Source organism: Pseudomonas bubulae, from assembly GCF_900618535.1.
Lineage (GTDB): Bacteria > Pseudomonadota > Gammaproteobacteria > Pseudomonadales > Pseudomonadaceae > Aquipseudomonas > Aquipseudomonas bubulae.
On the sequence record NZ_UYJA01000002.1, the window covers coordinates 818,529 to 843,120 of the forward strand.

Here is a 24,592-nt window from a genome sequence, read left to right on the forward strand (position 1 = left end):
ATTACTCTGCGGTTTGAGCGTTGGCGACGCAGGCAGGTTTGCCAGCAGCGTATTTAAGGCTTGGGTCGACCAGCGCATCAAAGCGTTTGAGCGCTTCGGAGCCAATCAACAGCGGGTATTGGAACGCACTTCTATCGGTCAAGTTCACTTCGATGGTGCGTAAAGCCTTGCCCATGCAGATTTCCAGGGAAATAACCGGGCGCGAGGTGTAGTTCTTGTCGGACTCAGGATCGTAATCACCCGAGCGTCGCTTGATCTTGCTGACACGGGCCAGCGGGCGTTCGATGGGGTGCGAGTGGGCATCATCGATGGCCAGGTAAAAGCGTACCCAGCTCTCGCCATCACGCTTGAAGCGCTTGATATCTCGGGCGCTGAGCGAGGCGGTCTTGGCGCCGGTGTCGAGTTTGGCCGCCACCTGCAGGTCGATACCTGCCAGCTCAGCGTACTCGTTGAGGCCGTACACGGTTTTTTCGCCAGCCAGGCTCAGGCCGGGTATGCACAGCAGGAAGGCGAGGATATAGAGGGGAAGCAATTTCATAAATCGAAGCACGTCTCTTGCAATCTTCAGTTCAAGGCGACTGGCAGGAGCGCAAGTTTCCTCGTGCGGCTGCCCTATGGATGAGGGCAGGGCGGATGCGGTCGGCATTCTAACATGATGGTTTTATGGCGCCAGCGCCGAGGCGCTTGCAAGCGGCGATCAACCCTGTCGATACAACCAAGGTCGTATTCTTGGATTGTCGACAATGTCGATTTATTCTTTGACTATCAGGGCTGAAATAGCTAATTTCAGCGCTATTGATTTTCAAGGTGTCGACAATATGCTGCAAGCACTGGAACCTGCCACGATCGCCCAGGACGACTCGGAAACCCTTTCCGAGAACGTTTTTCGGCGCATTCAGGCGGCTATTGTCAAAGGCGAAATCGCCCCGGGAAGCAAGATCTCCGAGCCCGAACTGGCGCGCACCTACGGCATCAGCCGCGGGCCATTGCGCGAAGCCATCCATCGCCTTGAAGGCCAGCGTTTGTTGGTGCGCGTCCCCCATGTCGGGGCGCGGGTCGTGTCGCTGAGCCATGCCGAGCTGATCGAACTCTACGAAATTCGCGAGTCCCTGGAAGGCATGGCCTGCCGCCTGGCCGCCGAACGCATGAGTGACGAAGACATCGCCGAGCTACGCCAGGTGCTCGAAACCCATGAGCGCGATGAGGCGTTTCAGGCGGGCGTCGGTTACTACCAGCAAGAAGGCGACTTCGATTTTCATTACAAAATTATTCAGGGCAGTGGCAATCGCACCCTGACGCAAATGCTCTGTGGCGAGTTGTACCAGTTGGTGCGCATGTACCGCATCCAGTTTTCCGCCACGCCCAACCGCCCACATCAGGCGTTTGCCGAGCATCACCGGATTCTCGATGCCATTGCCGATCGCGACGGCGAACTGGCCGAATTGTTGATGCGCCGACATATCGGCGCATCGAAACGCAATATTGCCCGTCATTACCAAGACGGTGCCCAGCAGACAGCCACTCCACGAGGTGAGTCATGAGCAATAAGAACAGTCCAGGCCAGCGTTTCCGTGATGCAGTTGCAAGCGAACATCCTTTGCAAGTGGTGGGTGCGATCAACGCCAATCATGCGCTGCTGGCCAAGCGTGCGGGTTTCAAGGCCATCTATCTATCGGGTGGAGGCGTCGCAGCCGGGTCGCTGGGCGTACCTGATCTGGGTATTACGGGTCTGGACGATGTACTGACTGATGTACGACGCATTACCGATGTATGTGATCTGCCATTGCTGGTGGACGTGGATACCGGCTTCGGCTCTTCGTTTTTCAACGTGTCCCGCACGGTCAAGTCGATGATCAAGTTCGGCGCTGCGGCGATTCACATTGAAGACCAGGTAGGCGCCAAGCGTTGCGGTCATCGCCCGAACAAGGAAATCGTTTCGCTGCAGGAAATGGTCGACCGTATCAAGGCCGCCGTCGATGCGCGTACCGATGACAGCTTCGTGATCATGGCGCGAACCGATGCGCTGGCGGTGGAAGGGCTTGAGTCAGCCCTGGAACGTGCCGCGGCCTGTGTTGAAGCCGGGGCTGACATGGTGTTCCCGGAAGCCATTACCGAGCTTGAGATGTACAAACTGTTTGCCAACCGGGTCAAAGCCCCGATCCTGGCCAATATCACCGAATTCGGTGCCACGCCGCTGTACACCACCGAGCAACTGGCCGGTGCTGACGTATCGCTGGTGCTGTATCCGCTGTCGGCATTCCGGGCCATGAACAAGGCGGCCGAAAACGTCTACACCGCGATCCGCCGCGACGGCACCCAGCAAAACGTGATCGACACCATGCAAACCCGCATGGAACTTTACGATGCCATCAACTACCACGAGTTCGAGCAGAAACTCGATGCGTTGTTTGCCGCGAAGAAGTAACAGAACACTGTGACTCTGTGGGCGCGGGCTTGCTCGCGATAGGGTCACCGCAGTGATTCAGGCAAACCGTGTTGCCTGAATCGCGAGCAGGCTCGCTCCCACACAGGTATGTATTGAACCCAGTAGTTGCCGAATCCCTAACAAATTCAAGATTGGAGAAGCGCAATGGCCGAAGCAAAAGTATTGAGTGGTGCCGGACTACGCGGCCAGGTGGCCGGGCAAACGGCCCTGTCCACCGTAGGCCAGGAAGGCGCAGGCCTCACTTATCGTGGTTATGACGTACGTGAACTGGCGGCCGAAGCGCGCTTTGAAGAAGTGGCTTACCTGCTGTTATATGGCGAACTGCCTACCAGGACCCAACTGGCTGCCTACACGGCCAAGCTGCAAAAGCTGCGCGATCTGCCCCAGGCATTGAAAGAAGTGCTGGAGCGCATTCCCGCCGACGCCCACCCGATGGACGTGATGCGCACCGGTTGCTCGTTCCTGGGCAATATCGAGCCGGAGAAAGACTTCGCCGAGCAACAAGACAAGACCGACCGCCTGCTGGCCGCCTTCCCGGCGATCATGTGCTACTGGTATCGCTTCAGCCATGACGGCAAGCGCATTCACTGCGTAACCGACGAAGAGTCGATCGGCGGCCACTTCCTGCACTTGCTGCACGACAAAAAACCGAGCGAGTTGCACGTCAAGGTGATGAACGTGTCACTGATCCTTTACGCCGAGCACGAGTTCAACGCTTCGACCTTTACTGCCCGTGTTTGTGCCTCGACCTTGTCCGACCTGTATTCATGCATCACTGCAGCGATCGGCTCGCTGCGCGGCCCGCTGCACGGCGGCGCCAACGAGGCGGCGATGGAAATGATCGAACGCTTCGACTCGGCAGAAGAGGCGGTGCAAGGCACCCTCGGCATGCTGGCGCGCAAGGACAAGATCATGGGCTTTGGCCATGCGATCTACAAAGACAGCGACCCGCGTAACGAAGTGATCAAGGGCTGGTCGAAAAAACTCGCCGACGAAGTGGGCGACACCGTGTTGTTCCCGGTCTCCGAAGCGATCGACAAAACCATGTGGGAACAAAAGAAGCTGTTCCCCAACGCCGATTTCTACCATGCCTCGGCGTATCACTTCATGGGTATCCCGACCAAGCTGTTTACCCCGATCTTTGTCTGCTCACGCCTGACCGGCTGGGCGGCGCATGTGTTCGAGCAGCGTGCCAACAACCGCATCATCCGTCCGAGCGCCGAATACATCGGCGTAGAACAGCGCAAGTTCGTGCCAATCGAACGTCGCTGAGTGAGGCCACTGGCTCCCGCTGAAGGTGGGAGCCGGTTCCCTCTTTTGTAACTACCGTGATCGAGTCCTGCGCCAATGAATACTGAATTTCGCAAAACATTACCGGGCACCCGGCTGGATTATTTCGACACCCGTGCGGCCGTCGATGCGATCAAGCCCGGTGCGTACGACACATTGCCTTACACCTCCCGCGTACTGGCCGAAAACCTGGTACGCCGCTGTGATCCTGCCACCCTGAATGCATCGCTGAGCCAGTTGATCGATCGCAAGCGCGATCTCGACTTTCCGTGGTTCCCGGCGCGTGTGGTGTGCCACGACATTCTCGGCCAGACCGCGCTGGTCGACCTCGCCGGCCTGCGTGACGCCATCGCCCAGCAGGGTGGTGATCCGGCCCAGGTCAATCCGGTAGTGCCGACCCAACTGATCGTCGACCACTCGCTGGCGGTGGAATGCGGCGGCTACGACCCCGAGGCGTTCGAAAAGAACCGCGCCATCGAGGACCGTCGCAACGAAGACCGCTTCCACTTTATCGAGTGGACCAAAAAAGCCTTTAAAAACGTTGATGTGATCCCGCCGGGCAACGGCATCATGCACCAGATCAACCTGGAGAAAATGTCTCCGGTGATCCAGGTGCGCGACGGTGTGGCCTTCCCTGATACCTGCGTAGGCACTGACAGCCACACCCCTCACGTGGATTCGCTGGGCGTGATCGCCATTGGTGTCGGTGGTCTTGAGGCCGAAAGCGTGATGCTTGGCCGTGCCTCGTGGATGCGCCTGCCGGAAATCGTCGGCGTCGAACTGACCGGCAAGCTGCAACCGGGCATTACCGCCACCGATATGGTGCTGGCGCTCACCGAGTTCCTGCGCAAGCAGAAAGTGGTCGGTGCCTGGCTGGAGTTCTTCGGTGAAGGTGCCGCAGCGCTGACCCTGGGCGACCGTGCCACCATTTCCAACATGGCTCCTGAATACGGCGCCACGGCTGCGATGTTTTACATCGACCAGCAAACCATTGACTACCTCAAGCTGACTGGTCGTGAAGATCAGCAAGTGCAACTGGTGGAGAACTACGCCAGGGTCAGCGGCCTGTGGGCCGACAGCCTGAAGGGTGCGCAGTACGAGCGCAGCCTGAGCTTTGACCTGTCGTCGGTAGTGCGCAACATGGCCGGACCGAGCAACCCGCACGCCCGTGTGGCCACCACTGATCTGGCGGCCAAAGGCATCGCCGGTCAATGGGACGAAGTGCCGGGGCAAATGCCCGACGGCGCGGTCATCATCGCGGCGATCACCAGCTGCACGAATACCAGCAACCCGCGCAACGTGATCGCTGCGGGCTTGATGGCGCGCAATGCCAACCAGCTTGGCCTGAGCCGCAAACCGTGGGTCAAAACCTCGCTGGCGCCGGGCTCCAAAACCGTGGCCCTGTATCTGGACGAAGCCGGTTTGACCCATGAACTGGAAAAACTGGGGTTTGGCGTGGTGGCATTTGCCTGCACCACCTGCAACGGTATGTCCGGTGCCCTGGACCCGGCCATCCAGCAGGAAATCATCGACCGCGACCTGTACGCCACGGCTGTACTGTCGGGCAACCGCAACTTTGACGGGCGTATTCACCCTTACGCCAAACAGGCGTTTCTCGCCTCGCCGCCGCTGGTGGTGGCCTACGCGATTGCCGGCACTATCCGCTTCGATATCGAGAAAGATGTATTGGGCCTGGACGCCAATGGCAAGGAAATCCGCCTGAAAGACATCTGGCCGAGCGATGAAGAAATCGACGCCGTGGTCAAGGCCGCCGTGAAGCCGGAGCAGTTCCGCCAGGTGTATATCCCGATGTTCGCCATTCATGAAGACACCGGCCCGAAAGTCGAGCCGCTGTATGACTGGCGCCCGCAGAGCACGTACATCCGCCGTCCGCCGTACTGGGAAGGTGCGTTGGCCGGGGCTCGTCCGCTCAAGGGCATGCGCCCGCTGGCGGTACTGCCGGACAACATCACCACAGACCACTTGTCGCCCTCCAACGCCATCATGCTCGACAGCGCCGCAGGCGAATATCTGGCGAAAATGGGCTTGCCGGAAGTCGACTTCAACTCATACGCAACGCACCGCGGCGACCACCTGACGGCCCAGCGCGCGACCTTCGCCAACCCGAAACTGTTCAACGAAATGGTGATCGAGGACGGCAAGGTCAAACAGGGCTCCCTGACTCGCCTTGAGCCCGAAGGGCAGGTGATGCGCATGTGGGAAGCCATCGAAACCTACATGGAGCGCAAGCAGCCGTTGATCATTATCGCGGGCGCCGATTACGGTCAGGGTTCGTCCCGTGACTGGGCGGCCAAAGGGGTGCGCCTGGCAGGGGTCGAGGCCATTGCGGCCGAGGGCTTTGAGCGTATTCACCGTACCAACCTGGTGGGCATGGGCGTGTTGCCACTGGAATTTTTGCCGGGCACCAACCGCAAAACCCTGCAAATCGACGGCAGTGAAACCTACGACGTGATCGGCGAACGCACCCCGCGTGCCACGCTGACCCTGGTGATCACCCGCAAAAATGGTGAGCGCCTGGAAGTGCCGGTGACCTGCCGCCTGGATACTGCGGAAGAAGTCTCGATCTACGAAGCAGGCGGCGTGTTGCAGCGTTTTGCCCAGGACTTCCTGGAATCGGCGACAGCCTAACCCCAGCGCCGGGGCCACGAGCCCCGGCTACTACAGGACTCAGTGATATGGCCTACGCAGCGCAAATCAGAATTCCCGCGACCTATATGCGTGGCGGCACCAGTAAAGGCGTGTTCTTCAGTCTGCTGGACCTTCCCGCCGTGGCTCAGGTACCGGGTGCCGCCCGTGATGCCTTGTTGTTGCGCGTGATCGGTAGCCCAGACCCTTACGAAAAACAGATCGACGGCATGGGCGCTGCCACTTCCAGCACCAGCAAAACCGTGATCGTCAGCAAAAGCCTGCGTGCGGATCATGATGTCGATTACCTGTTCGGTCAGGTCGCGATCGACAAGCCCTTTGTGGACTGGAGCGGCAACTGCGGCAACCTGTCTGCGGCGGTCGGGTCGTTCGCGGTCAGCAGCGGCCTGGTGGATCCCGCTCGTATCCCCCGCAATGGTACGGCGGTGGTACGTATCTGGCAGGCCAATATTGGCAAGACCATCATTGCCCATGTGCCGATCACCGACGGTGCGGTACAGGAAACCGGCGATTTTGAACTCGACGGCGTGACCTTCCCGGCCGCAGAGGTGCAGTTGGAATTTATCAGCCCGGCAGCGGATGAAGAGGGGGCAGGCGGTTCGATGTTTCCAACCGGTAACCTGGTGGACGACCTTGAAGTACCGGGTGTCGGCACCTTGAATGTGACCATGATCAATGCCGGGATTCCGACGATTTTCGTCAATGCGCGGGATATCGGTTACAGCGGTGCAGAGCTGCAGAACGACATCAACAGCGACCCGAAAGCCCTGGCCATGTTCGAAACTATCCGTGCTCACGGTGCGTTGCGCATGGGCCTGATAGACAAGCTTGAAGACGCGGCCAAGCGTCAGCACACGCCCAAGGTCGCCTTTGTTGCCGGGCCTGCGGACTACGTGTCATCCAGCGGCAAGCCGGTCAGTGCCCAGAGTGTGGATTTGCTGGTGCGGGCCTTGTCGATGGGCAAGTTGCACCACGCCATGATGGGCACCGCTGCGGTGGCCATCGGTACGGCTGCGGCGATCCCGGGCACGCTGGTCAACCTGGCGGCCGGTGGTGAACAGCGCGATGCCGTGCGCTTTGGCCATCCCTCGGGCACCTTGCGCGTGGGTGCCGAAGCCCGGCAGGTTGACGGCGAATGGACCGTGACCAAAGCCATCATGAGCCGCAGTGCGCGGGTACTGATGGAAGGCTGGGTGCGGGTGCCAGGTGATTCTTTTTGATCGGGTGAACCCTTTGCCCTCACCCCAACCCTCTCCCTCGGGGAGAGGGCCAGGGTGAGGGGCTTTTGATTCTGATACATCAAACGGGCATTTAGACCCGCAAAATCACGATGAACCTGAGGATGGACACGACCCTTACCCACTCTTTGGAGACTGCCCCATGAGCGCCAACGTCGACCTCAACAACCGCCCCGATTACGACAAGGTTTTGCAGGACATTGCCGATTATGTCCTGTCCTACACCATCACCTCCCCCGAAGCCCTCGATACTGCCCGCAACTGCCTGATGGATACCTTGGGCTGCGGCCTGCTGGCGCTGCGTTTTCCGGAGTGCACCAAGCACCTGGGGCCTTTCGTCGAGGGCACGGTTGTACCTTTTGGCGCGAGGGTCCCAGGTACTTCGTTTCGCCTGGACCCGGTCAAGGCGGCATGGGACATCGGCTGTATCGTGCGCTGGCTGGACTACAACGACACCTGGCTGGCGGCGGAGTGGGGCCATCCTTCGGATAATCTGGGCGGTATTCTGGCGGTAGCCGATCATCTGTCGCAAAAACGTGTAGCCAATGGCGAAGCGCCGATGACGATGCGGGCGGTGCTCGAAGCAATGATCATGGCCCATGAGATTCAGGGCGTGATTGCCCTGGAAAACTCTTTCAATCGTGTTGGCCTGGACCATGTTCTGCTGGTCAAGGTCGCCTCGACGGCGGTGTGCGCCAAACTGATGGGCGCCACTCGCGAGCAGTTGCTGTCGGCGCTGTCCCATGCTTTTGTGGATGGGCAGGCGTTGCGCACCTATCGTCATGCGCCGAACGCCGGATCGCGTAAATCCTGGGCCGCCGGGGATGCGTCGAGTCGCGGGGTGCGTCTGGCTGACATTGCATTACGCGGTGAAATGGGCATCCCCGGGGTGCTGACTGCGCCGCAATGGGGCTTCTACGATGTGCTGTTCAGCCATACCAACAAGGATCTGGCGCTCAAGCCCGAGGACCAGCGCCAGTTCAGCCTGAGCCAGCCCTATGGCACCTATGTAATGGAAAACGTGCTGTTCAAGATCAGCTTCCCGGCCGAATTCCATGCGCAGACTGCGTGTGAAGCAGCGGTGACCTTGCATCCCCAGGTCAAGGACCGCTTGCACGATATCGAGAAAATCGTGATTACAACCCACGAATCGGCGATTCGGATCATTTCCAAGCAAGGCAAATTGGCCAACGCGGCGGACCGTGATCACTGTATTCAATACATGACCGCGGTACCGCTGGCGTTTGGCAATCTGATAGCAGAACACTACGAAGATGATTTTCACGCGGCCCACCCGATCATCGACCAATTGCGGGAAAAAATGGTAGTGGTCGAAAATCCGCGCTACACACGCGAGTACCTGGAGGCAGACAAACGCTCAATTGCCAATGCCATCGAGGTTTTTTTCAGCGATGGCACCAGCACCGGGCAGGTGGAAGTGGAATACCCCATTGGCCATCGTCGGCGTCGTGATGCGGGGATTCCATTGCTGGAGAACAAGTTCAGGGCCAACCTGGCCACCCGTTTTGTGAGCCAGCGGTGTGCGCAGATTTTTACCCTGTGCAAGGATCAGCAGGCGCTGGAGGCCACGCCGGTTAACCGGTTTGTGGACCTGTTGGTGATTTGAGCCAGAAGTGGGAGCGAGCCTGCTCGCGAAGCCGGTAAAGCCCTTTCGCGAGCAGGCTCGCTCCCACAGGTTTCATGTGTTCAGGGCTGTTACTTGAACCGCCGCTCCACGCCTTTTTCGACCAGGATCTTGGCCGAGATTTCTTCCACCGAGAAATGCGTGGAGTTGATATGCGGAATGTTTTCGCGCTGAAACAGGCGTTCAACTTCGCGCACTTCAAATTCGCACTGGGCAAAGCTTGAGTAGCGGCTGTTGGGCTTGCGTTCGTTGCGGATGGCCGTCAGGCGGTCCGGGTCGATGGTCAGGCCGAAGAGCTTGTGTTTGTGTTCACGCAGGGCAGCCGGCAGCTTGAGGCTTTCCATGTCGTCATCGGTCAGCGGGTAGTTGGCAGCGCGGATGCCGAATTGCATGGCCATATAAAGGCAGGTCGGGGTTTTGCCGCAGCGGGACACGCCAACCAGGATCAGGTCGGCCTTGTCGTACTTGTGTGTGCGGGCGCCGTCATCATTGTCGAGGGCAAAGTTCACCGCCTCGATGCGCTCCATATAGTTGGAGTTGTGGCCAATGGAGTGGGACTTGCCCACCGAATACGAGGAATGTTCACCCAGCGCCTGCTCCAGTGGAGCAAGAAAACTGGAGAAGATGTCGATCATGAAGCCATTGGACGTGGCGAGGATTTCGCGAATGTCCTGATTGACGATAGTGTCGAAAATTATCGGGCTGAATCCGTCTTTTTCGGCGGCGTTATCGATTTGTTGTACCATTGCCCGCGCTTTTTCCACGCTGTCTATGTAGGGGCGCGTGAACTTGCTGAAGGTCACATTTTCGAATTGTGCCAGCAAACTCTGGCCCAGGGTTTCGGCAGTAATACCGGTGCCATCGGATATAAAGAAAGCAGATCGTTTCATTTGCGCCTTGGGCCTTAAGCTGGTGACGATTCTTGGATATGATAGGCGCGCTTTTGTCGCGCTACATGACAGGCAGTGTCACTTATTTTCCAGGTCCAGGCCACAATCGCTGTGATGCCTCATGATGAGGGTCCAGCGCCCTGAGCTTTTCCCAACACCGTTAGTGGAGAGATCACCTTGGTAGAGTACGTAGTTTCCCTCGATAAGCTCGGCGCCCATGACGTGGAGCATGTGGGGGGCAAGAACGCATCCCTCGGCGAGATGATCAGTAATCTTGCAGGCGCTGGTGTTTCAGTTCCCGGTGGCTTCGCCACGACTTCTCAGGCATATCGTGATTTTCTCGAACTGAGTGGTTTGAACGACCAGATCCACGCTGCGCTGGATGCGCTCGATGTAGATGACGTCAATGCCCTGGCCAAAACCGGTGCCCAGATCCGTCAATGGATCATGGAAGCCGAGTTCCCGGAGAAGCTTAACGCCGAAATTCGTACCGCCTTTGCCGCTTTGTCCCAGGGCAACCCTGACATGGCCGTTGCCGTGCGCTCCTCGGCCACCGCCGAAGACTTGCCGGACGCGTCCTTTGCCGGTCAGCAAGAAACCTTCCTGAATATCCGTGGCGTTGAAAACGTCATTCGTGCGGCCAAGGAAGTATTTGCCTCCCTGTTCAACGACCGCGCTATTTCTTACCGCGTGCACCAGGGCTTTGACCACAAACTGGTCGCCCTGTCTGCAGGCGTACAGCGCATGGTGCGCTCCGAAACCGGCACCGCGGGCGTGATGTTTACCCTGGACACTGAATCAGGCTTCCGTGATGTAGTGTTTATCACCGGCGCCTACGGCCTGGGTGAGACCGTCGTGCAAGGTGCGGTAAACCCGGACGAATTCTACGTTCACAAACAAACCCTGGAAGCGGGTCTCCCGGCTATTTTGCGCCGCAACTTGGGCAGCAAAGCCATCAAGATGATCTACGGCGACGAAGCCAAGGCCGGCAAGTCGGTCAAGGTGATCGACGTTGAAAAGGCCGATCGCGCGCGTTTCTGCCTGACCGATGCTGAAGTCAGCGAACTGGCCAAGCAAGCCATGATCATCGAGAAGCACTACAAGTGCCCGATGGACATCGAGTGGGCCAAAGACGGCGATGACGGCAAGCTGTACATCGTACAGGCGCGCCCGGAAACCGTGAAAAGCCGCAGCGCCGGCAATGTCATGGAGCGCTACCTGCTCAAGGAAACCGGTACGGTACTGGCTGAAGGCCGCGCCATTGGCCAGCGTATCGGTGCAGGCAAGGTCCGCATCATCAAGGACGTGTCGGAAATGGATAAAGTCCAGCCGGGCGACGTACTGGTCTCCGACATGACCGACCCGGACTGGGAACCCGTGATGAAGCGCGCCAGCGCCATCGTCACCAACCGCGGCGGTCGTACCTGTCATGCGGCGATCATCGCTCGCGAGCTGGGTATCCCGGCCGTGGTGGGTTGCGGCAACGCCACCCAGCTGTTGAAAGACGGCCAGGGCGTTACCGTTTCGTGCGCTGAAGGCGATACCGGGTTTATCTTTGAAGGCGAACTGGGCTTCGATATCAAGAAGAACTCCGTGGACGCCATGCCGGACCTGCCGTTCAAGATCATGATGAACGTCGGCAACCCGGACCGTGCCTTTGACTTCGCGCAATTGCCGAACGCCGGTGTGGGCCTGGCCCGTCTGGAGTTCATTATCAACCGCATGATCGGTGTACACCCCAAAGCCCTGCTGAACTACGATGGCCTGCCACAGGAAATCAAGGACAGCGTCGACAAACGCATCGCCGGCTACAACGATCCGGTGGGCTTCTACGTCGAAAAGCTGGTTGAAGGCATCAGCACCCTGGCCGCCGCTTTTGCACCGAAAAAAGTCATCGTGCGCCTGTCGGACTTCAAGTCCAACGAATACGCCAACCTGATCGGCGGCAAGCTGTACGAGCCTGAAGAAGAGAACCCGATGCTGGGCTTCCGCGGTGCTTCGCGTTACATCAGTGAAAACTTCCGCGACTGCTTCGAGCTTGAATGCCGTGCGCTCAAGCGTGTGCGTAACGAAATGGGCTTTACCAACGTTGAAATCATGGTGCCGTTCGTCCGTACCCTGGGTGAAGCGAGCCAGGTGATAGATCTGCTGGCGGAAAACGGCCTCAAGCGTGGTGAAAACGGTCTGCGCGTGATCATGATGTGCGAACTGCCTTCCAACGCGATCCTGGCTGAAGAGTTCCTGGAGTTCTTCGACGGGTTCTCCATCGGGTCCAACGACCTGACTCAGCTGACCCTGGGTCTGGACCGCGACTCCGGTGTCATTGCGCACCTGTTTGATGAGCGCAACCCGGCGGTTAAAAAGCTGCTGTCCAACGCCATTCAGGCGTGCAACAAGGCTGGCAAGTACATCGGTATTTGCGGCCAGGGCCCGTCCGATCACCCGGATCTGGCGCTATGGCTGATGGAACAGGGTATCGAAAGTGTTTCCCTGAACCCGGACACCGTTCTGGAAACCTGGTTCTTCCTTGCAGAGGGTCAGGCGCAGGCTTGAGTCGTTGAGCGTGGAGCAGGGCAGCCAAAGGGCTGCCCTGCTCTTTATAGGCAATGGTAGGGCGAGTTCCTGTGTGAAATCGCCCTTTTTTGTGCAAGAGCATTATGCAAAGCAGCAGTCTCCTTTTTCCCGTTGCCCTGATCAGCGCTGAGCGTCGGGGCGATCTGAGCGAAGACGTTTATCGCTTGAAACCGGCCAACAGCCCGGATATTTCCGTTGAGCTGGTGGTGACCCGCCTGGGGATGGCCGACGACAGCCAGGTACGCGGCGTGCCGGTCATCCTGTTGCATGGCAGTTTTTCCAATCGGCGTTTTTGGTACTCGCCCAAGGGGGCAGGGCTAGGGGCGTTTTTGGCGCGTGCCGGGTTTGATGTGTGGCTGCCCGAAATGCGTGGCCATGGTCTTTCGTCACGAAATATTAGCTGGGCTAAAAATCGCGTGGCGGACTATGCGCGCTACGACTTGCCAGCCATAGCGGCATTTGTTCGCGAACAAAGCGGGCAAGTTCCGCACTGGCTCGGCCATTCTCAGGGTGCCATCAGTTTGGCCGCGGCCTTGGGGGGCAAGTATCTGAGTGAGCCGGATGTGGCGTCGGCGGCGTTTTTTGGCTGCCAGATCAATCGCCGTTACTGGTCACTGAAAATTCCTCCGATTGAGTGGGGTGCCTATCTGTTGTTGAAGCGCTTCAAGCAACTGTCGGGGACGCGACTCAAGCGTGGCCCGGAAGACGAGCCAGTCAGCATCGCCCTGGAAACCCTGCGCTGGAATGGTTTTATGGGGCGTTTCAAGGACGCCGAGCGCGACTGGTGGGCCGGTTTGGCCGAGGTTCAGGTCCCGGCACTGGTGGTGGCAGCGGTGGGTGATCGGCAAACGCCGGAGTGGGCGTGTCGCAAGCTGTTCGACCAGTTGGGCTCAGAACAGCGCATGTTCGTGTCCCTTGGCCGTGAGCATGGCTTCAGCTCTGATTACAGTCACGTTGAAATGCTGGTCAGCCAGGCTGCGCAGCAGGAAGTGTGGCCATTGGTGCGTGATTGGCTGCTAAAAGGCACTACGAAATCGTTGTAGATACTCTGTTGCAGGTCAGGCCCTCCATTGTGGGAGCGAGCCTGCTCGCGAACGATCTTCGCGAGCAGGCTCGCTCCCACAGTTGCAGTGTTTCTGCAGCTGCTTCGTTCATACGGTAGCTGCTGCGGATGGCGTGTGACCCGATATCGCAAGGTGGTCATAACGTGTTCTTTTATGTGATATTGGTTGCCGCTCGAGGCTTGGACGACTTTTAAAGCCGGGCTTGTCCAAAGCGTCTATAACCCATAGTGCTATCGTTGTTTTCACTGTTGTGCCCACCCTGAACAGGAGCTTTCCCGTGAATCACTACATCACCCCCGATCTGTGCGATGCCTACCCTGAGCTGGTGCAGGTACTTGAGCCCATGTTCAGCAATTTCGGCGGGCGCGACTCCTTTGGCGGCGAGATCGTGACCATCAAGTGCTTCGAGGACAACTCCCGGGTCAAGGAACAGGCTGAACTCAGCGGTGCAGGCAAAGTGCTGGTGGTCGATGGGGGCGGTTCCCTGCGTCATGCCTTGCTGGGCGACATGATTGCAGACAGGGCGGCCAAAAATGGCTGGGAAGGTATTGTTATTTACGGCTGCATTCGCGACGTCGATGTGCTCGCGCAAACCGATCTCGGCGTGCAGGCTTTGGCCAGTCATCCGCTCAAGAGCAACCGTCGCGGTGTGGGCGATGTCAACGTGCCCGTGACGTTTGCGGGTGTCACGTTCCGCCCCGGTGAATTCATTTATGCCGACAATAATGGCGTTATCATTTCGCCAACCGCTCTGAAAATGCCGGGCTAAACGCATTACCACTAAGGATCACGGATGTTCGAGGAAGAAAACGCTCAATGGGGGCTGGTGCATGCGCTGGTGCTGGATGGTGAAGGCGGCGCACGTTCGATTGCGCGCACCGAGCTGAACGACCTTCAGTTGCAGGCCCACGAAAGCCTCTGGCTGCATTGGGATCGCAGTCATCCGCAAACCCAGAGCTGGCTGCGTGATTCCAGTGGCTTGAGTGATTTCAACTGTGATCTGCTGCTTGAAGAAAATACCCGTCCGCGCCTGGTGCCTGCCCCCAACAATGAGCTGCTGCTGTTTATGCGCGGGGTCAACCTGAACCCCGGCGCAGAGCCTGAAGACATGGTTTCACTGCGTATTTTCGGCAGTGCGCAGCGCTTGATCTCATTGCGCATGCGACCATTGCGGGCCACCGATGAGTTGCTCAGTGAGTTTTCCCAGGGTGAAGTCCCGAAAAATCCCTCTGAATTGATCCTGTACCTGGCCCAGCACCTGACATTGAAGGTGCAGGACTTGATCGGCGAACTGTCAGAAATCGTCGATGACGAAGAAGATAAAATAGATGCCGACGAACGGTACACACCTGATCACAACAGCCTCCTGCAGGTTCGTCGAAGGGCAGCCGCCTTGCGTCGATTCCTGGCACCTCAGCGGGATATTTTTGGGCAGCTTACGCGTATCAAATTACCCTGGTTCAGTGCCGATGATGCCGACTACTGGAACGAACTGAACAACAGCCTGACCCGCTATCTGGAGGAGCTCGAACTGACCCGCGAGCGCGTGGGGCTGGTGCTCGAGTCTGAAGACCGGCGTTTGAACGTGCGCATGAGCCGCATCATGTATCGCTTTGGCGTGCTGACGGGGATCTTTCTGCCGATCACCTTTATTACCGGTTTGCTGGGCATCAATGTGGGGGGCGTACCGTTCTCCGATGACTCTTATGGCTTTGCCATAACCTGCGGCGTGATGCTGGTTATCGGGGCGGGGCAATGGTGGTTTTACCGTCGTTTGCAGTGGCTGTGACCGGGTGAATGTGACCCCGGCAAATGTCCCTTCGTCTTTTACTGACTTACCGAGAGGTGCTTATGCACGATCCGTTTGAACAGTCCTTACGTGAAATGCTCAAGGCCGAGCCGTCCAACCGGGATGACGATGCGTGCCTGGGTCGCGTGCTGAAAACCGCCAACCGACAGGTCGGTGCGGGAGACCTTTTCAGCCTGCTGGGCCGCTGGATGCAAGCACTGATGATTGCTTTGAATAGCGGTTCGGCTCATATTGCGCCCGTTTCGCGGCGCAAATCTGCTGCTCGCCCTGTTGATAAGGCTGATTGAACATGGAATTGAATGTCTGGACCCAAAGCCTGGTCGCGGCAATGACTGCCTTGTGGACCAAGATTGCCAACTTTATTCCCAACCTCTTCGGCGCGTTGGTGGTAGTACTGCTGGGCTTCGTGGTTGCCAAACTGCTCGACGCCTTGCTGTCCAAACTGCTTGCCAAGTTGGGCCTTGACCGCCTGATGGGCGGTACGGGCTTGACCAAAATTCTGGCCCGGGTCGGAATTCAGGTGCCCATTTCGACGCTGATTGGCAAAATCGTCTACTGGTTTGTGCTGCTGGTATTCCTGGTTTCTGCGGCGCAGTCTCTGGGCCTGGATCGTGTGTCATCCGCGCTGGATCTGTTGACGGTGTATCTGCCCAAGGTCTTTGGTGCGCTGCTGGTTCTGCTGGCAGGCGTGTTGCTGGCCCAGGTGCTCAACGGCCTGGTGCGTGGCGCTGCCGAGAGCGTGGGCTTCGATTATGCCGGCGGGCTGGGCAGGGTGACCCAGGGGCTGGTCATCATCATCAGCATCTCCGTGGCTATCAGCCAGCTGGAGGTCAAGACCGACCTGCTAAACCATGTGATTGTTATTGTGTTGATTACCGTTGGTCTGGCTATTGCACTGGCAATGGGGCTTGGCAGCCGGGAAATCGCCGGGCAAATACTGGCCGGGATCTATGTGCGTGAGCTGTATCAGGTTGGTCAGGAAGTGCGGATTGGCGAGGTTGAAGGGCAGATCGAAGAAATTGGCACGGTTAAAACCACGTTGCTGACCGATGAGGGTGAGCTAGTCTCCATCTCGAACCGGATCTTGCTGGAGCAGCACGTAACCAGCCGCTAACACGGCAAACCCTGCTAATGTACGCCGCCGCAAAAAAGCCAAGATTGACTGGTTGCGGCGGACATTGACCTGACTGTTGGCACAACTCGTTTTGAATAAAGCACAATCGCTATCCATGCGCTATGACCCCCGCGAGCTCTCTGATGAGGAGCTGGTGGCGCGCTCGCATGATGAGTTGTTTCACGTGACACGTGCCTATGAAGAGCTGATGCGGCGCTATCAGCGTACTTTGTTCAACGTTTGTTCAAGGTATTTAGGGAACGATAGGGACGCTGATGATGTCTGTCAGGAAGTCATGCTGAAAGTGCTGTACGGTTTGAAAAATTTTGAAGGTAAGTCGAAATTCAAGACATGGCTGTATAGCATCACCTACAACGAGTGCATTACACAGTATCGAAAGGAACGGCGAAAGCGTCGCTTGATGGACGCATTAAGTATTGACCCCCTCGAGGAAGCGTCCGAAGAAAAGGCGCCGAAACCTGAGGAAAAGGGCGGACTTGATCGCTGGCTGGTGCATGTAAATCCGATTGATCGTGAGATTCTTGTGCTGCGTTTTGTCGCAGAACTGGAATTTCAGGAAATCGCGGACATAATGCATATGGGTTTGAGTGCGACAAAGATGCGTTACAAGCGTGCTCTAGATAAATTGCGTGAGAAATTTGCAGGCATTGCTGAAACTTAGTTCAGCGCAAATGGCTCTACGTGTAGGCAAGGTCTGATAGACTTGCTGCCGAGTTGTCCCCCGGTATGAGGGACTGCTTTACAATCACCAGATGGGGATTTAACGGATGAAACTGAAAAACACCTTGGGCATTGCCATTGGTTCCTTTGTAGCCGCAACTTCGTTCGGTGCCCTGGCACAAGGCCAAGGCGCGGTCGAGGGTGAACTGTTCTACAAAAAACAGTACAACGACAGCGTCAAGCACGTAGAAGACGGTTACAACCCAGGCGCATCGATCGGTTACTTCCTGACCGACGACGTTTCGTTGAACCTGACCTACGACAAAACCAACCACACCCGTTCGAATGACGGCACTGGCCACCAGAAAATCAAAGGCGACAACTTTGGTCTGAACGCTCAGTACCACTTCGGCACCGTAGGCGACGCTCTGCGTCCATACGTTTCCGGCGGTGTTGCTCACAAGAGCATGACCAACGTTGAGGCTGACGGCCACAGCGGTCGCGACAAGTCGACTTTCCTGACTGCAGGCGCTGGTGTTAAGTGGTACATCACTGATAACCTGTTCGCCCGTGCTGGCGTTGAAGCTGACTACAAACTGGACAACGGCAAGTGGGACTACGCTCCTACCGTTGGTCTGGGTGTGAACTTCGGCGGTAACGGCGGTAAAGTCGCTCCTGCTCCAGTTCCAGCTCCAGCACCAGTTGAGCCAGAGCCAGAAGCTCCGATCGCTGAAGTTGTTCGCGTTGAACTTGACGTGAAATTCGACTTCGACAAGTCGGTTGTTAAATCGCAGTACATGCCTGACATCAACAACGTTGCTGATTTCATGAAGCAGTACCCTGCGACCACCACTACTGTTGCTGGTTACACTGACAGCATCGGTCCAGACGCCTACAACCAGAAACTGTCGCAGCGTCGTGCTGACGCTGTTCGTGCAGCCCTGGTTAACCAAGGTGTTGCAGCCAACCGCGTAGACGCAGTTGGCCATGGCGAAGCCAACCCAGTTGCAAGCAACGCAACTGAAGAAGGCCGTGCCCTGAACCGTCGCGTAGAAGCTACCGTTCAAGCAGAAGCTAAGTAATTTTTAGCTAGGCTGTTCAGAAAAACCCGGCTCAGGCCGGGTTTTTCTTTGCCTGTGATTTAGTGAAGCGCGCAGCTATAATCGCGCTCTCTTCAAGCAACCCTTTGAGTCCTATCAGCCCATGTATAACCTGGCCCGCCAGTTGCTCTTCAAACTCTCCCCTGAAACCTCCCACGACCTGTCCCTGGACTTGATCGGCGCAGGTGGCCGTCTCGGGCTTAACGGTTTGTTGTGCAAGGCGCCGGCAAGGCTGCCAGTGACGGTGATGGGGCTGGACTTCCCTAACCCGGTCGGCCTGGCCGCAGGTCTGGACAAAAATGGTGCGGCCATTGATGGCTTTGCACAACTGGGTTTTGGCTTCGTTGAGATCGGCACCGTGACGCCGCGACCTCAGCCGGGCAATCCCAAACCCCGTATTTTCCGACTGCCTGAAGCGCAAGCGATCATCAACCGCATGGGGTTCAACAACCTTGGCGTCGATCACCTGCTTGCACGGGTTCAGGCAGCCAGGTACAGCGGTATCCTGGGTATCAACATTGGCAAGAACTTCGATACGCCGGTTGAGCGAGCGGTCGATGATTACCTGATTTGCCTGGACAAGGTGTATGAGCACGCCAGCTACGTGACTGTAAACGTCAGCTCGCCTAACACGCCGGGTTTGCGCAGCCTGCAATTCGGTGATTCGCTCAAGCAATTGCTCGAGGCCCTGCAGCTGCGTCAGAACGAGCTGACTCAGCGCCACGGCAAGCGCGTACCGCTGGCGATCAAGATCGCCCCTGACATGACAGACGAAGAAACCGTGCTTGTGGCTCAGGCGCTGCTTGAGACGGGTATGGACGCAGTGATTGCCACCAACACCACGCTGAGTCGTACAGGTGTTGAAGGTATGGAGCATGGCGACGAGGCGGGTGGACTGTCTGGAGCACCGGTTCGTGAGAAAAGTACTCACACGGTGTCAGTACTGGCCGGTGAGCTGGCAGGTCGTATGCCGATCATCGCTGCGGGCGGGATTACCGAGGGCAAACACGCAGCTGAAAAAATCACTGCGGGTGCGAGCCTGGTGCAGATTTATTCGGGCTTTATCTACAAGGGTCCGGCCTTGATTCGCGAGTCGGTTGACGCCATATCGGCCTTGGCGCGCTGATTGGCAGGCAATAAAAAGGGCTCCCCTAAGGAGCCCTTGGGCCGTAGCCCGCCGCCTGGAAAGGGCGGCAAGGTTGAGTCAGTACAGCTTCGAGGTGATGTCGGATTTTGCCCGGAGTTAGCCGACGGCGTGAAGTTCGTTGAGTCTGTGGATGCCCGCAGTGCCTGTCATACCGTCCCAGTTGTCGCCGCGTCCTTCACGCCAGCCGTTAATCCAGGCTTGGCGTACCGACGGTAGAGTAAAAGGGCAAAGCTCGCGGGATTTTCCGTTAACACCGTATTGATATCCGCGAAGGAACGCTTTTTCCAACGGATCACGCTTAAGTCTTCTCATAGGGTATTGCCCTCACTTGTTGACTGTTTATTTAGCGTCGGCCTTCCAGAGGCCGGGGCAGAGTGTTCTGCCGTTGGTGTGCTCGCTGCCGGCGTGGCGAGCATTTTGTCAGGGCCTGTGCGGCCGTAACCTGAGTTGAGTTCTAACCAATGCGCCAAGGCGTGTGAATGATCGTTTTGTCATAAGGACGTAACGATAATGGTGTTAAGGCCATAAGTAAGGTCGCTTTTTGACCACTGAATACGACCAAAGCCTGATAGGCCGAGTGTTTGCAAAGAGGATGCGTTTCATTCCCCGTCGCGAATACCCGCCTCTTTTGCTGGGGGACTATTCGACGAAGGGTCTGTATATGACCTGTTGTTTCCAGATGAATGACCTGCCTCGGCGTCTAAACTGTTCATGCCTGCGGGCATGAGTGATCGCCTCGGTGGAACGGCACAGTTTCGTGCCACGCGAGCGCTCTTCAAGAAAAGCGCTTGATTGAAAACGGAGCGGGCGATGCGTCGCCTTCTCGCTGATAGCTAATAGCCCAGGAATCCCATGTCGGATCGTTACGAACTCTTCCTTACCTGTCCCAAAGGCCTTGAAGGCCTGCTTCTCGAAGAGGCCACCGGCCTTGGTCTTGAGGAAGCCCGCGAGCACACCTCGGCCATTCGAGGCATGGCTACCATGGAGACGGCCTACCGCCTGTGCCTGTGGTCGCGCCTTGCCAACCGTGTGTTGCTGGTACTCAAGCGCTTCCCGATGAAGGACGCCGAAGACCTGTACCACGGTGTGCTGGACGTTGACTGGCAAGACCATATGGTGCCGGATGGCACCCTGGCCGTTGAGTTCAGCGGTCACGGCTCGGGTATCGACAACACCCACTTTGGTGCGTTGAAGGTAAAAGACGCCATCGTCGACAAGCTGCGCACGCCAAGCGGTGAGCGTCCTTCCATCGACAAGATCAGCCCCGACATGCGCATTCACCTGCGCCTGGACCGTGGCGAAGCCATTCTGTCGCTGGATCTGTCAGGCAGCAGCCTGCACCAGCGCGGCTACCGCCTGCAGCAGGGTGCTGCTCCGCTGAAGGAAAACCTCGCGGCGGCCATCCTGATCCGTGCGGGCTGGCCACGTATGGCCGCCGAAGGTGCTGCTCTGGCTGACCCGATGTGTGGTGTAGGTACGTTCCTTGTCGAAGGCGCGATGATCGCCGCCGATATGGCGCCAAACCTCAATCGTATTCACTGGGGTTTCGATGCCTGGCTGGGTCATATACCGGCCATCTGGAAAAAACTTCACGACGAAGCCACCGAGCGTGCCGAAATCGGCATGGCCAAGCCACCGCTGTGGATTCGTGGCTATGAAGCCGATCCGCGCCTGATCCAGCCTGCGCGCAATAACATCGAGCGCGCGGGCCTGAGCCACTGGATCAAGATCTACCAGGGCGAAGTGGCGACCTTCGAGCCGCGTCCGGACCAGAACCAGAAAGGCCTGGTAATCTGCAACCCGCCGTACGGCGAGCGTCTGGGTGATGAGGCGAGCTTGCTTTATCTCTACCAGAACCTCGGCGAGCGTCTGCGCCAGGCCTGCTTGAACTGGGAGGCCGCGGTGTTTACCGGTGCTCCGGATCTGGGCAAGCGTATGGGCATCCGTAGCCACAAGCAGTATTCGTTCTGGAACGGCGCCTTGCCGTGCAAGCTGTTGTTGATCAAGGTGGTGCCGGATCAGTTCGTTACCGGCGAGCGCCGTACCCCCGAGCAGCGTCAGGCTGAGCGCGAACAGGCTGAGTCCGATCTGCCTTCCAACATCGAAGCGCCAACCAAGTACGAGAAGTTCAACAAGAACGGTAACCCGATCAAACCGGCTCCGGTGGTGATCGAGCAGCCGCGCTTGAGCGAAGGCGGGCAGATGTTTGCCAACCGACTGCAAAAGAACCTCAAGGCGCTGGGCAAGTGGGTCAAGCGCGAAGGTATCGACTGCTACCGTGTCTACGACGCCGACATGCCGGAATATGCCATGGCGATCGATCTGTACCACGACTGGGTTCACGTCCAGGAATACGTGGCACCGAAATCCATTGATCCGGTAAAAGCCTCGGAACGCATGTTCGATGCATTGGCAGCCATCCCGCAGGCGTTGAACATCGACAAGAGCCGGGTAATCGTCAAGCGTCGCGAGCGTCAGAGCGGTACCAAGCAGTACGAGCGTCAAAGTGCCCAGGGCAAGTTCACCGAGGTCAATGAAGGCGGCGTGAAGCTGCTGGTGAACCTCACCGACTATCTGGACACCGGTCTGTTCCTGGACCATCGCCCGATGCGCATGCGTATCCAGAAAGAGGCTGCCGGCAAACGCTTCCTCAACCTGTATTGCTACACAGCAACTGCCAGCGTACACGCAGCCAAGGGCGGCGCGCGCAGCACCACCAGCGTTGACCTGTCGAAAACCTATCTGGACTGGGCGCGTCGCAACCTGTCCCTGAACGGTTTTTCGGACAAGAACCGTCTGGAGCAGAGCGATGTGATGGTGTGGCTGGATGCCTGTCGTGAAGAGTACGACCTGATCTTTATCGATCCGCCGACCTTCTCCAACTCCAAGCGCATGGAAGGCATCTTCGATGTGCAGCGCGACCACGTGCAATTGCTGGATCTGGCCATGGCCCGTCTGGCGCCGGGTGGCGTGCTGTATTTCTCCAACAACTTCCGCAAATTCATCCTCGATGAAAATCTGGAAGCGCGTTACGCGGTCGAAGAAATCACTGCCAGCACCATCGATCCGGACTTTGCCCGCAACAGCAAAATCCACCGTGCCTGGAAAATCATGGCCCGGTAATAGCGGCTGAGTACTGGCCTGCCTGCTTCTTGCAGGGGTGGGCCTGTAGTGGGGGCGAGCCTGCTCGCGATGGCATCACCGCAGTTTTGCGCCTGAGCGGGTCGCCTGCTTCGCGAGCAGGCTCGCTCCCACAATGAAAAACGCCCCTGATTGCAAGATCGGGGGCGTTTTTTATTGCCTGGCAAATGTCCTACTGGGCGATGGATACCGCACTGTTAGGAATTTGCGGCTGGCGATACAGGTCGAGCAGAACCTGATCCAGAATCGCCGAAGCGCCCCACGGACGAGGGTCGTTAAGGATGGCCACCACTGCCCAGGTATTGCCGTTGCTGTCGCGACTAAAGCCGGAAATGGCCCGCACGGTGTTCAGGGTGCCGGTCTTGATATGGGCCTGGCCGTTCATGGCCGTGGTTTTCAGGCGCTTGCGCATGGTGCCGTCTTTGCCGGCAATGGGCATGGAACTGATGAACTCGGCAGCGTAGGGGCTTTTCCAGGCAGCCTGTAGCATTTGCGCCATTTCCCGCGCGCTGACGCGCTCTGCACGGGACAGGCCGGAACCGTTCTCCATGATCAAATGGGGTGCGGTAATGCCTTTTTTCGCCAGCCATTGGCGTACTACGCGCTGTGCGGCCTTGGCGTCGTCACCGTCAGCATCGTTGCGGAACTGCGCGCCCAGGCTCAGGAACAGTTGCTGGGCCATGGTGTTGTTGCTGTATTTGTTGATGTCACGAATGATTTCGGCCAGGTCTGGCGAGAACGCGCGTGCCAGCAGCTTGGCATTTTTGGGTACGCTGGCCTGACGGTCCTGGCCTTGAATGCTGCCACCCAGCTCTTTCCAGATAGCGCGTACGGCGCCAGCAGTGTAGGTCGCGTGGTCCAGCAGGGACAGATAGGTCTGCGAGTTGCAGCCATCGGCCAGTTGCCCGCTGACGGTGACCAGTACCGAGCCGTCGGCTTGCGGTACCGGGTTGTAGCGCACGTCGCCGGTGCATTGCTTGGTGTTGACGGCCTTGACCTGGTTGTCGATCTTGATGCTGGCAATTGGTGGTTCGACCGAAATCAGAACCTTGCCCCCATCGTTGCGCGCCACGAAACGCAGGGCCTTGAGGTTGACCATCAGCGAGTCGGGCTTGACCAGGAACGGTTTGTTCTTGTCATTGCCGTCGTCGTTGAATACCGGCAGTTGCGGCTGATTGAAGAAGTTGCGATCGAGTACCAGGTCGCCGGTGATCTGTTGCACACCATTGGCGCGCAGATCGCGCATCAACAGCCAGAGTTTTTCCATGTTGAGCTTGGGGTCGCCGCCGCCCTTGAGGTACAGGTTGCCTTGCAAAATGCCATTGTTCAGCGTGCCATCAGTGTAGAACTCGGTTTTCCATTGATGGGTCGGGCCAAGCATTTCCAGGGCGGCGTAGGTGGTCACCAGTTTCATGGTGGAGGCCGGGTTCATGGATACATCGGCGTTGTAGACAGTGGGAATGCCAGGGCCGCTAAGCGGCAGCAGAACCAGGGACAGGGCGTCGTCGCCCAGTTTGTTGGTCTTGAGCGCTTGCTGAACTTTTGGTGTGAGGGTGGTATTGACAGGGGCGGCGTTGGCGCCGAAGGCCAGTGGCAGAAAAAAGCTGGCGAGAAACAGTGGCCGTAAAGATTTGATCATATTAAGTAAAACCCTGCAGGCGAGGGGGGGAAATACGAGGGCATGATGAAAAGTTCCCTCAATGGTCATAAAAGTATTGGCATTATGCCCCAAGGTTGTCGGGGTTGTGCATCCACCTGTTACAGGGTTTCTCGGATAAAGTATAG

At 57.8% G+C, this 24,592-nt stretch carries 20 protein-coding genes; 16 read left to right on the forward strand and 4 right to left on the reverse strand.

Annotated elements, in window-relative coordinates:
- Position 1 precedes the first annotated feature (1 nt).
- Entirely contained in the window at positions 2 to 538 is a 537-nt protein-coding gene (gene rloA / locus PPTH39_RS10485; RefSeq protein WP_095003112.1) for a retropepsin-like aspartic peptidase RloA, read from the reverse strand.
- 280 nt (positions 539 to 818) lie between these two features.
- Between rloA and PPTH39_RS10490 the strand changes: the two genes are divergently transcribed.
- The 6 genes from PPTH39_RS10490 (at position 819) to prpD (ending at position 9,268) form a co-directional block, all read left to right on the forward strand.
- Complete coding sequence (locus PPTH39_RS10490) at positions 819 to 1,541, forward strand: GntR family transcriptional regulator (RefSeq protein ID WP_095003169.1); 723 nt, start codon at positions 819 to 821, stop codon at positions 1,539 to 1,541.
- Positions 1,538 to 2,425, forward strand: coding sequence for a methylisocitrate lyase (gene prpB, locus PPTH39_RS10495; protein ID WP_019827683.1), 888 nt, complete (start codon positions 1,538 to 1,540; stop codon positions 2,423 to 2,425). The genes PPTH39_RS10490 and prpB overlap by 4 nt, the downstream gene beginning before the upstream one ends.
- A gap of 165 nt (positions 2,426 to 2,590) precedes the next feature.
- Complete coding sequence (gene prpC, locus PPTH39_RS10500) at positions 2,591 to 3,718, forward strand: bifunctional 2-methylcitrate synthase/citrate synthase (protein WP_095032471.1); 1,128 nt, start codon at positions 2,591 to 2,593, stop codon at positions 3,716 to 3,718.
- A gap of 75 nt (positions 3,719 to 3,793) precedes the next feature.
- Positions 3,794 to 6,385: a Fe/S-dependent 2-methylisocitrate dehydratase AcnD gene (gene acnD, locus PPTH39_RS10505; RefSeq protein WP_095003114.1), complete on the forward strand. Its 2,592-nt coding sequence runs from the start codon at positions 3,794 to 3,796 to the stop codon at positions 6,383 to 6,385.
- 47 nt (positions 6,386 to 6,432) lie between these two features.
- Complete coding sequence (prpF, locus tag PPTH39_RS10510) at positions 6,433 to 7,623, forward strand: 2-methylaconitate cis-trans isomerase PrpF (RefSeq protein WP_095027251.1); 1,191 nt, start codon at positions 6,433 to 6,435, stop codon at positions 7,621 to 7,623.
- A gap of 160 nt (positions 7,624 to 7,783) precedes the next feature.
- The gene (gene prpD / locus PPTH39_RS10515) at positions 7,784 to 9,268 is read left to right on the forward strand and encodes a 2-methylcitrate dehydratase (protein WP_130871943.1); all 1,485 of its coding nucleotides are present in this window, start codon (positions 7,784 to 7,786) and stop codon (positions 9,266 to 9,268) included.
- Positions 9,269 to 9,357: 89 nt separating this feature from the next.
- Here prpD and ppsR read toward each other — a convergent pair whose 3' ends face one another.
- On the reverse strand, positions 9,358 to 10,176 hold the full coding sequence (ppsR, locus tag PPTH39_RS10520; protein WP_016779906.1) for a posphoenolpyruvate synthetase regulatory kinase/phosphorylase PpsR: 819 nt from the start codon (positions 10,174 to 10,176) through the stop codon (positions 9,358 to 9,360).
- 177 nt (positions 10,177 to 10,353) lie between these two features.
- Between ppsR and ppsA the strand changes: the two genes are divergently transcribed.
- From ppsA to PPTH39_RS10570, 9 genes are all read left to right on the forward strand, one after another.
- Complete coding sequence (gene ppsA, locus PPTH39_RS10530) at positions 10,354 to 12,729, forward strand: phosphoenolpyruvate synthase (protein ID WP_130871944.1); 2,376 nt, start codon at positions 10,354 to 10,356, stop codon at positions 12,727 to 12,729.
- A 104-nt stretch (positions 12,730 to 12,833) separates the two neighbouring features.
- On the forward strand, positions 12,834 to 13,793 hold the full coding sequence (locus PPTH39_RS10535) for an alpha/beta fold hydrolase (protein WP_130871945.1): 960 nt from the start codon (positions 12,834 to 12,836) through the stop codon (positions 13,791 to 13,793).
- A gap of 298 nt (positions 13,794 to 14,091) precedes the next feature.
- On the forward strand, positions 14,092 to 14,583 hold the full coding sequence (gene rraA, locus PPTH39_RS10540; protein ID WP_095003119.1) for a ribonuclease E activity regulator RraA: 492 nt from the start codon (positions 14,092 to 14,094) through the stop codon (positions 14,581 to 14,583).
- Between the two features lie 24 nt (positions 14,584 to 14,607).
- Positions 14,608 to 15,603 carry a CorA family divalent cation transporter gene (locus tag PPTH39_RS10545; RefSeq protein ID WP_130871946.1) on the forward strand — a complete coding sequence of 332 codons (996 nt, stop codon included), beginning with the start codon at positions 14,608 to 14,610 and terminating at the stop codon, positions 15,601 to 15,603.
- A 62-nt stretch (positions 15,604 to 15,665) separates the two neighbouring features.
- Positions 15,666 to 15,911, forward strand: a complete 246-nt coding sequence (locus tag PPTH39_RS10550; protein ID WP_095003121.1) for a CrfX protein — start codon at positions 15,666 to 15,668, stop codon at positions 15,909 to 15,911.
- 2 nt (positions 15,912 to 15,913) lie between these two features.
- Complete coding sequence (locus PPTH39_RS10555; RefSeq protein WP_095003122.1) at positions 15,914 to 16,738, forward strand: mechanosensitive ion channel family protein; 825 nt, start codon at positions 15,914 to 15,916, stop codon at positions 16,736 to 16,738.
- Between the two features lie 91 nt (positions 16,739 to 16,829).
- Positions 16,830 to 17,420, forward strand: a complete 591-nt coding sequence (gene sigX, locus PPTH39_RS10560; protein ID WP_029611289.1) for an RNA polymerase sigma factor SigX — start codon at positions 16,830 to 16,832, stop codon at positions 17,418 to 17,420.
- Positions 17,421 to 17,526: 106 nt separating this feature from the next.
- Positions 17,527 to 18,501: an OmpA family protein gene (locus tag PPTH39_RS10565; protein WP_095003123.1), complete on the forward strand. Its 975-nt coding sequence runs from the start codon at positions 17,527 to 17,529 to the stop codon at positions 18,499 to 18,501.
- Between the two features lie 121 nt (positions 18,502 to 18,622).
- On the forward strand, positions 18,623 to 19,645 hold the full coding sequence (locus PPTH39_RS10570; RefSeq protein WP_095003124.1) for a quinone-dependent dihydroorotate dehydrogenase: 1,023 nt from the start codon (positions 18,623 to 18,625) through the stop codon (positions 19,643 to 19,645).
- A gap of 117 nt (positions 19,646 to 19,762) precedes the next feature.
- Here the strand turns inward: PPTH39_RS10570 and rmf are convergent, their stop codons facing one another.
- Positions 19,763 to 19,978 (reverse strand): ribosome modulation factor, encoded by a 216-nt coding sequence (gene rmf, locus PPTH39_RS10575; RefSeq protein WP_095003125.1) that lies wholly within the window; start codon positions 19,976 to 19,978, stop codon positions 19,763 to 19,765.
- A gap of 540 nt (positions 19,979 to 20,518) precedes the next feature.
- On the opposite strand from rmf, the gene rlmKL reads away from it, so the two are divergent.
- The gene (gene rlmKL, locus PPTH39_RS10585) at positions 20,519 to 22,789 is read left to right on the forward strand and encodes a bifunctional 23S rRNA (guanine(2069)-N(7))-methyltransferase RlmK/23S rRNA (guanine(2445)-N(2))-methyltransferase RlmL (RefSeq protein ID WP_095025762.1); all 2,271 of its coding nucleotides are present in this window, start codon (positions 20,519 to 20,521) and stop codon (positions 22,787 to 22,789) included.
- Between the two features lie 190 nt (positions 22,790 to 22,979).
- On the opposite strand, the gene dacB is transcribed toward rlmKL, so the two are convergent.
- Complete coding sequence (gene dacB / locus PPTH39_RS10590; RefSeq protein WP_095003128.1) at positions 22,980 to 24,446, reverse strand: D-alanyl-D-alanine carboxypeptidase/D-alanyl-D-alanine endopeptidase; 1,467 nt, start codon at positions 24,444 to 24,446, stop codon at positions 22,980 to 22,982.
- Positions 24,447 to 24,592 lie beyond the last annotated feature (146 nt).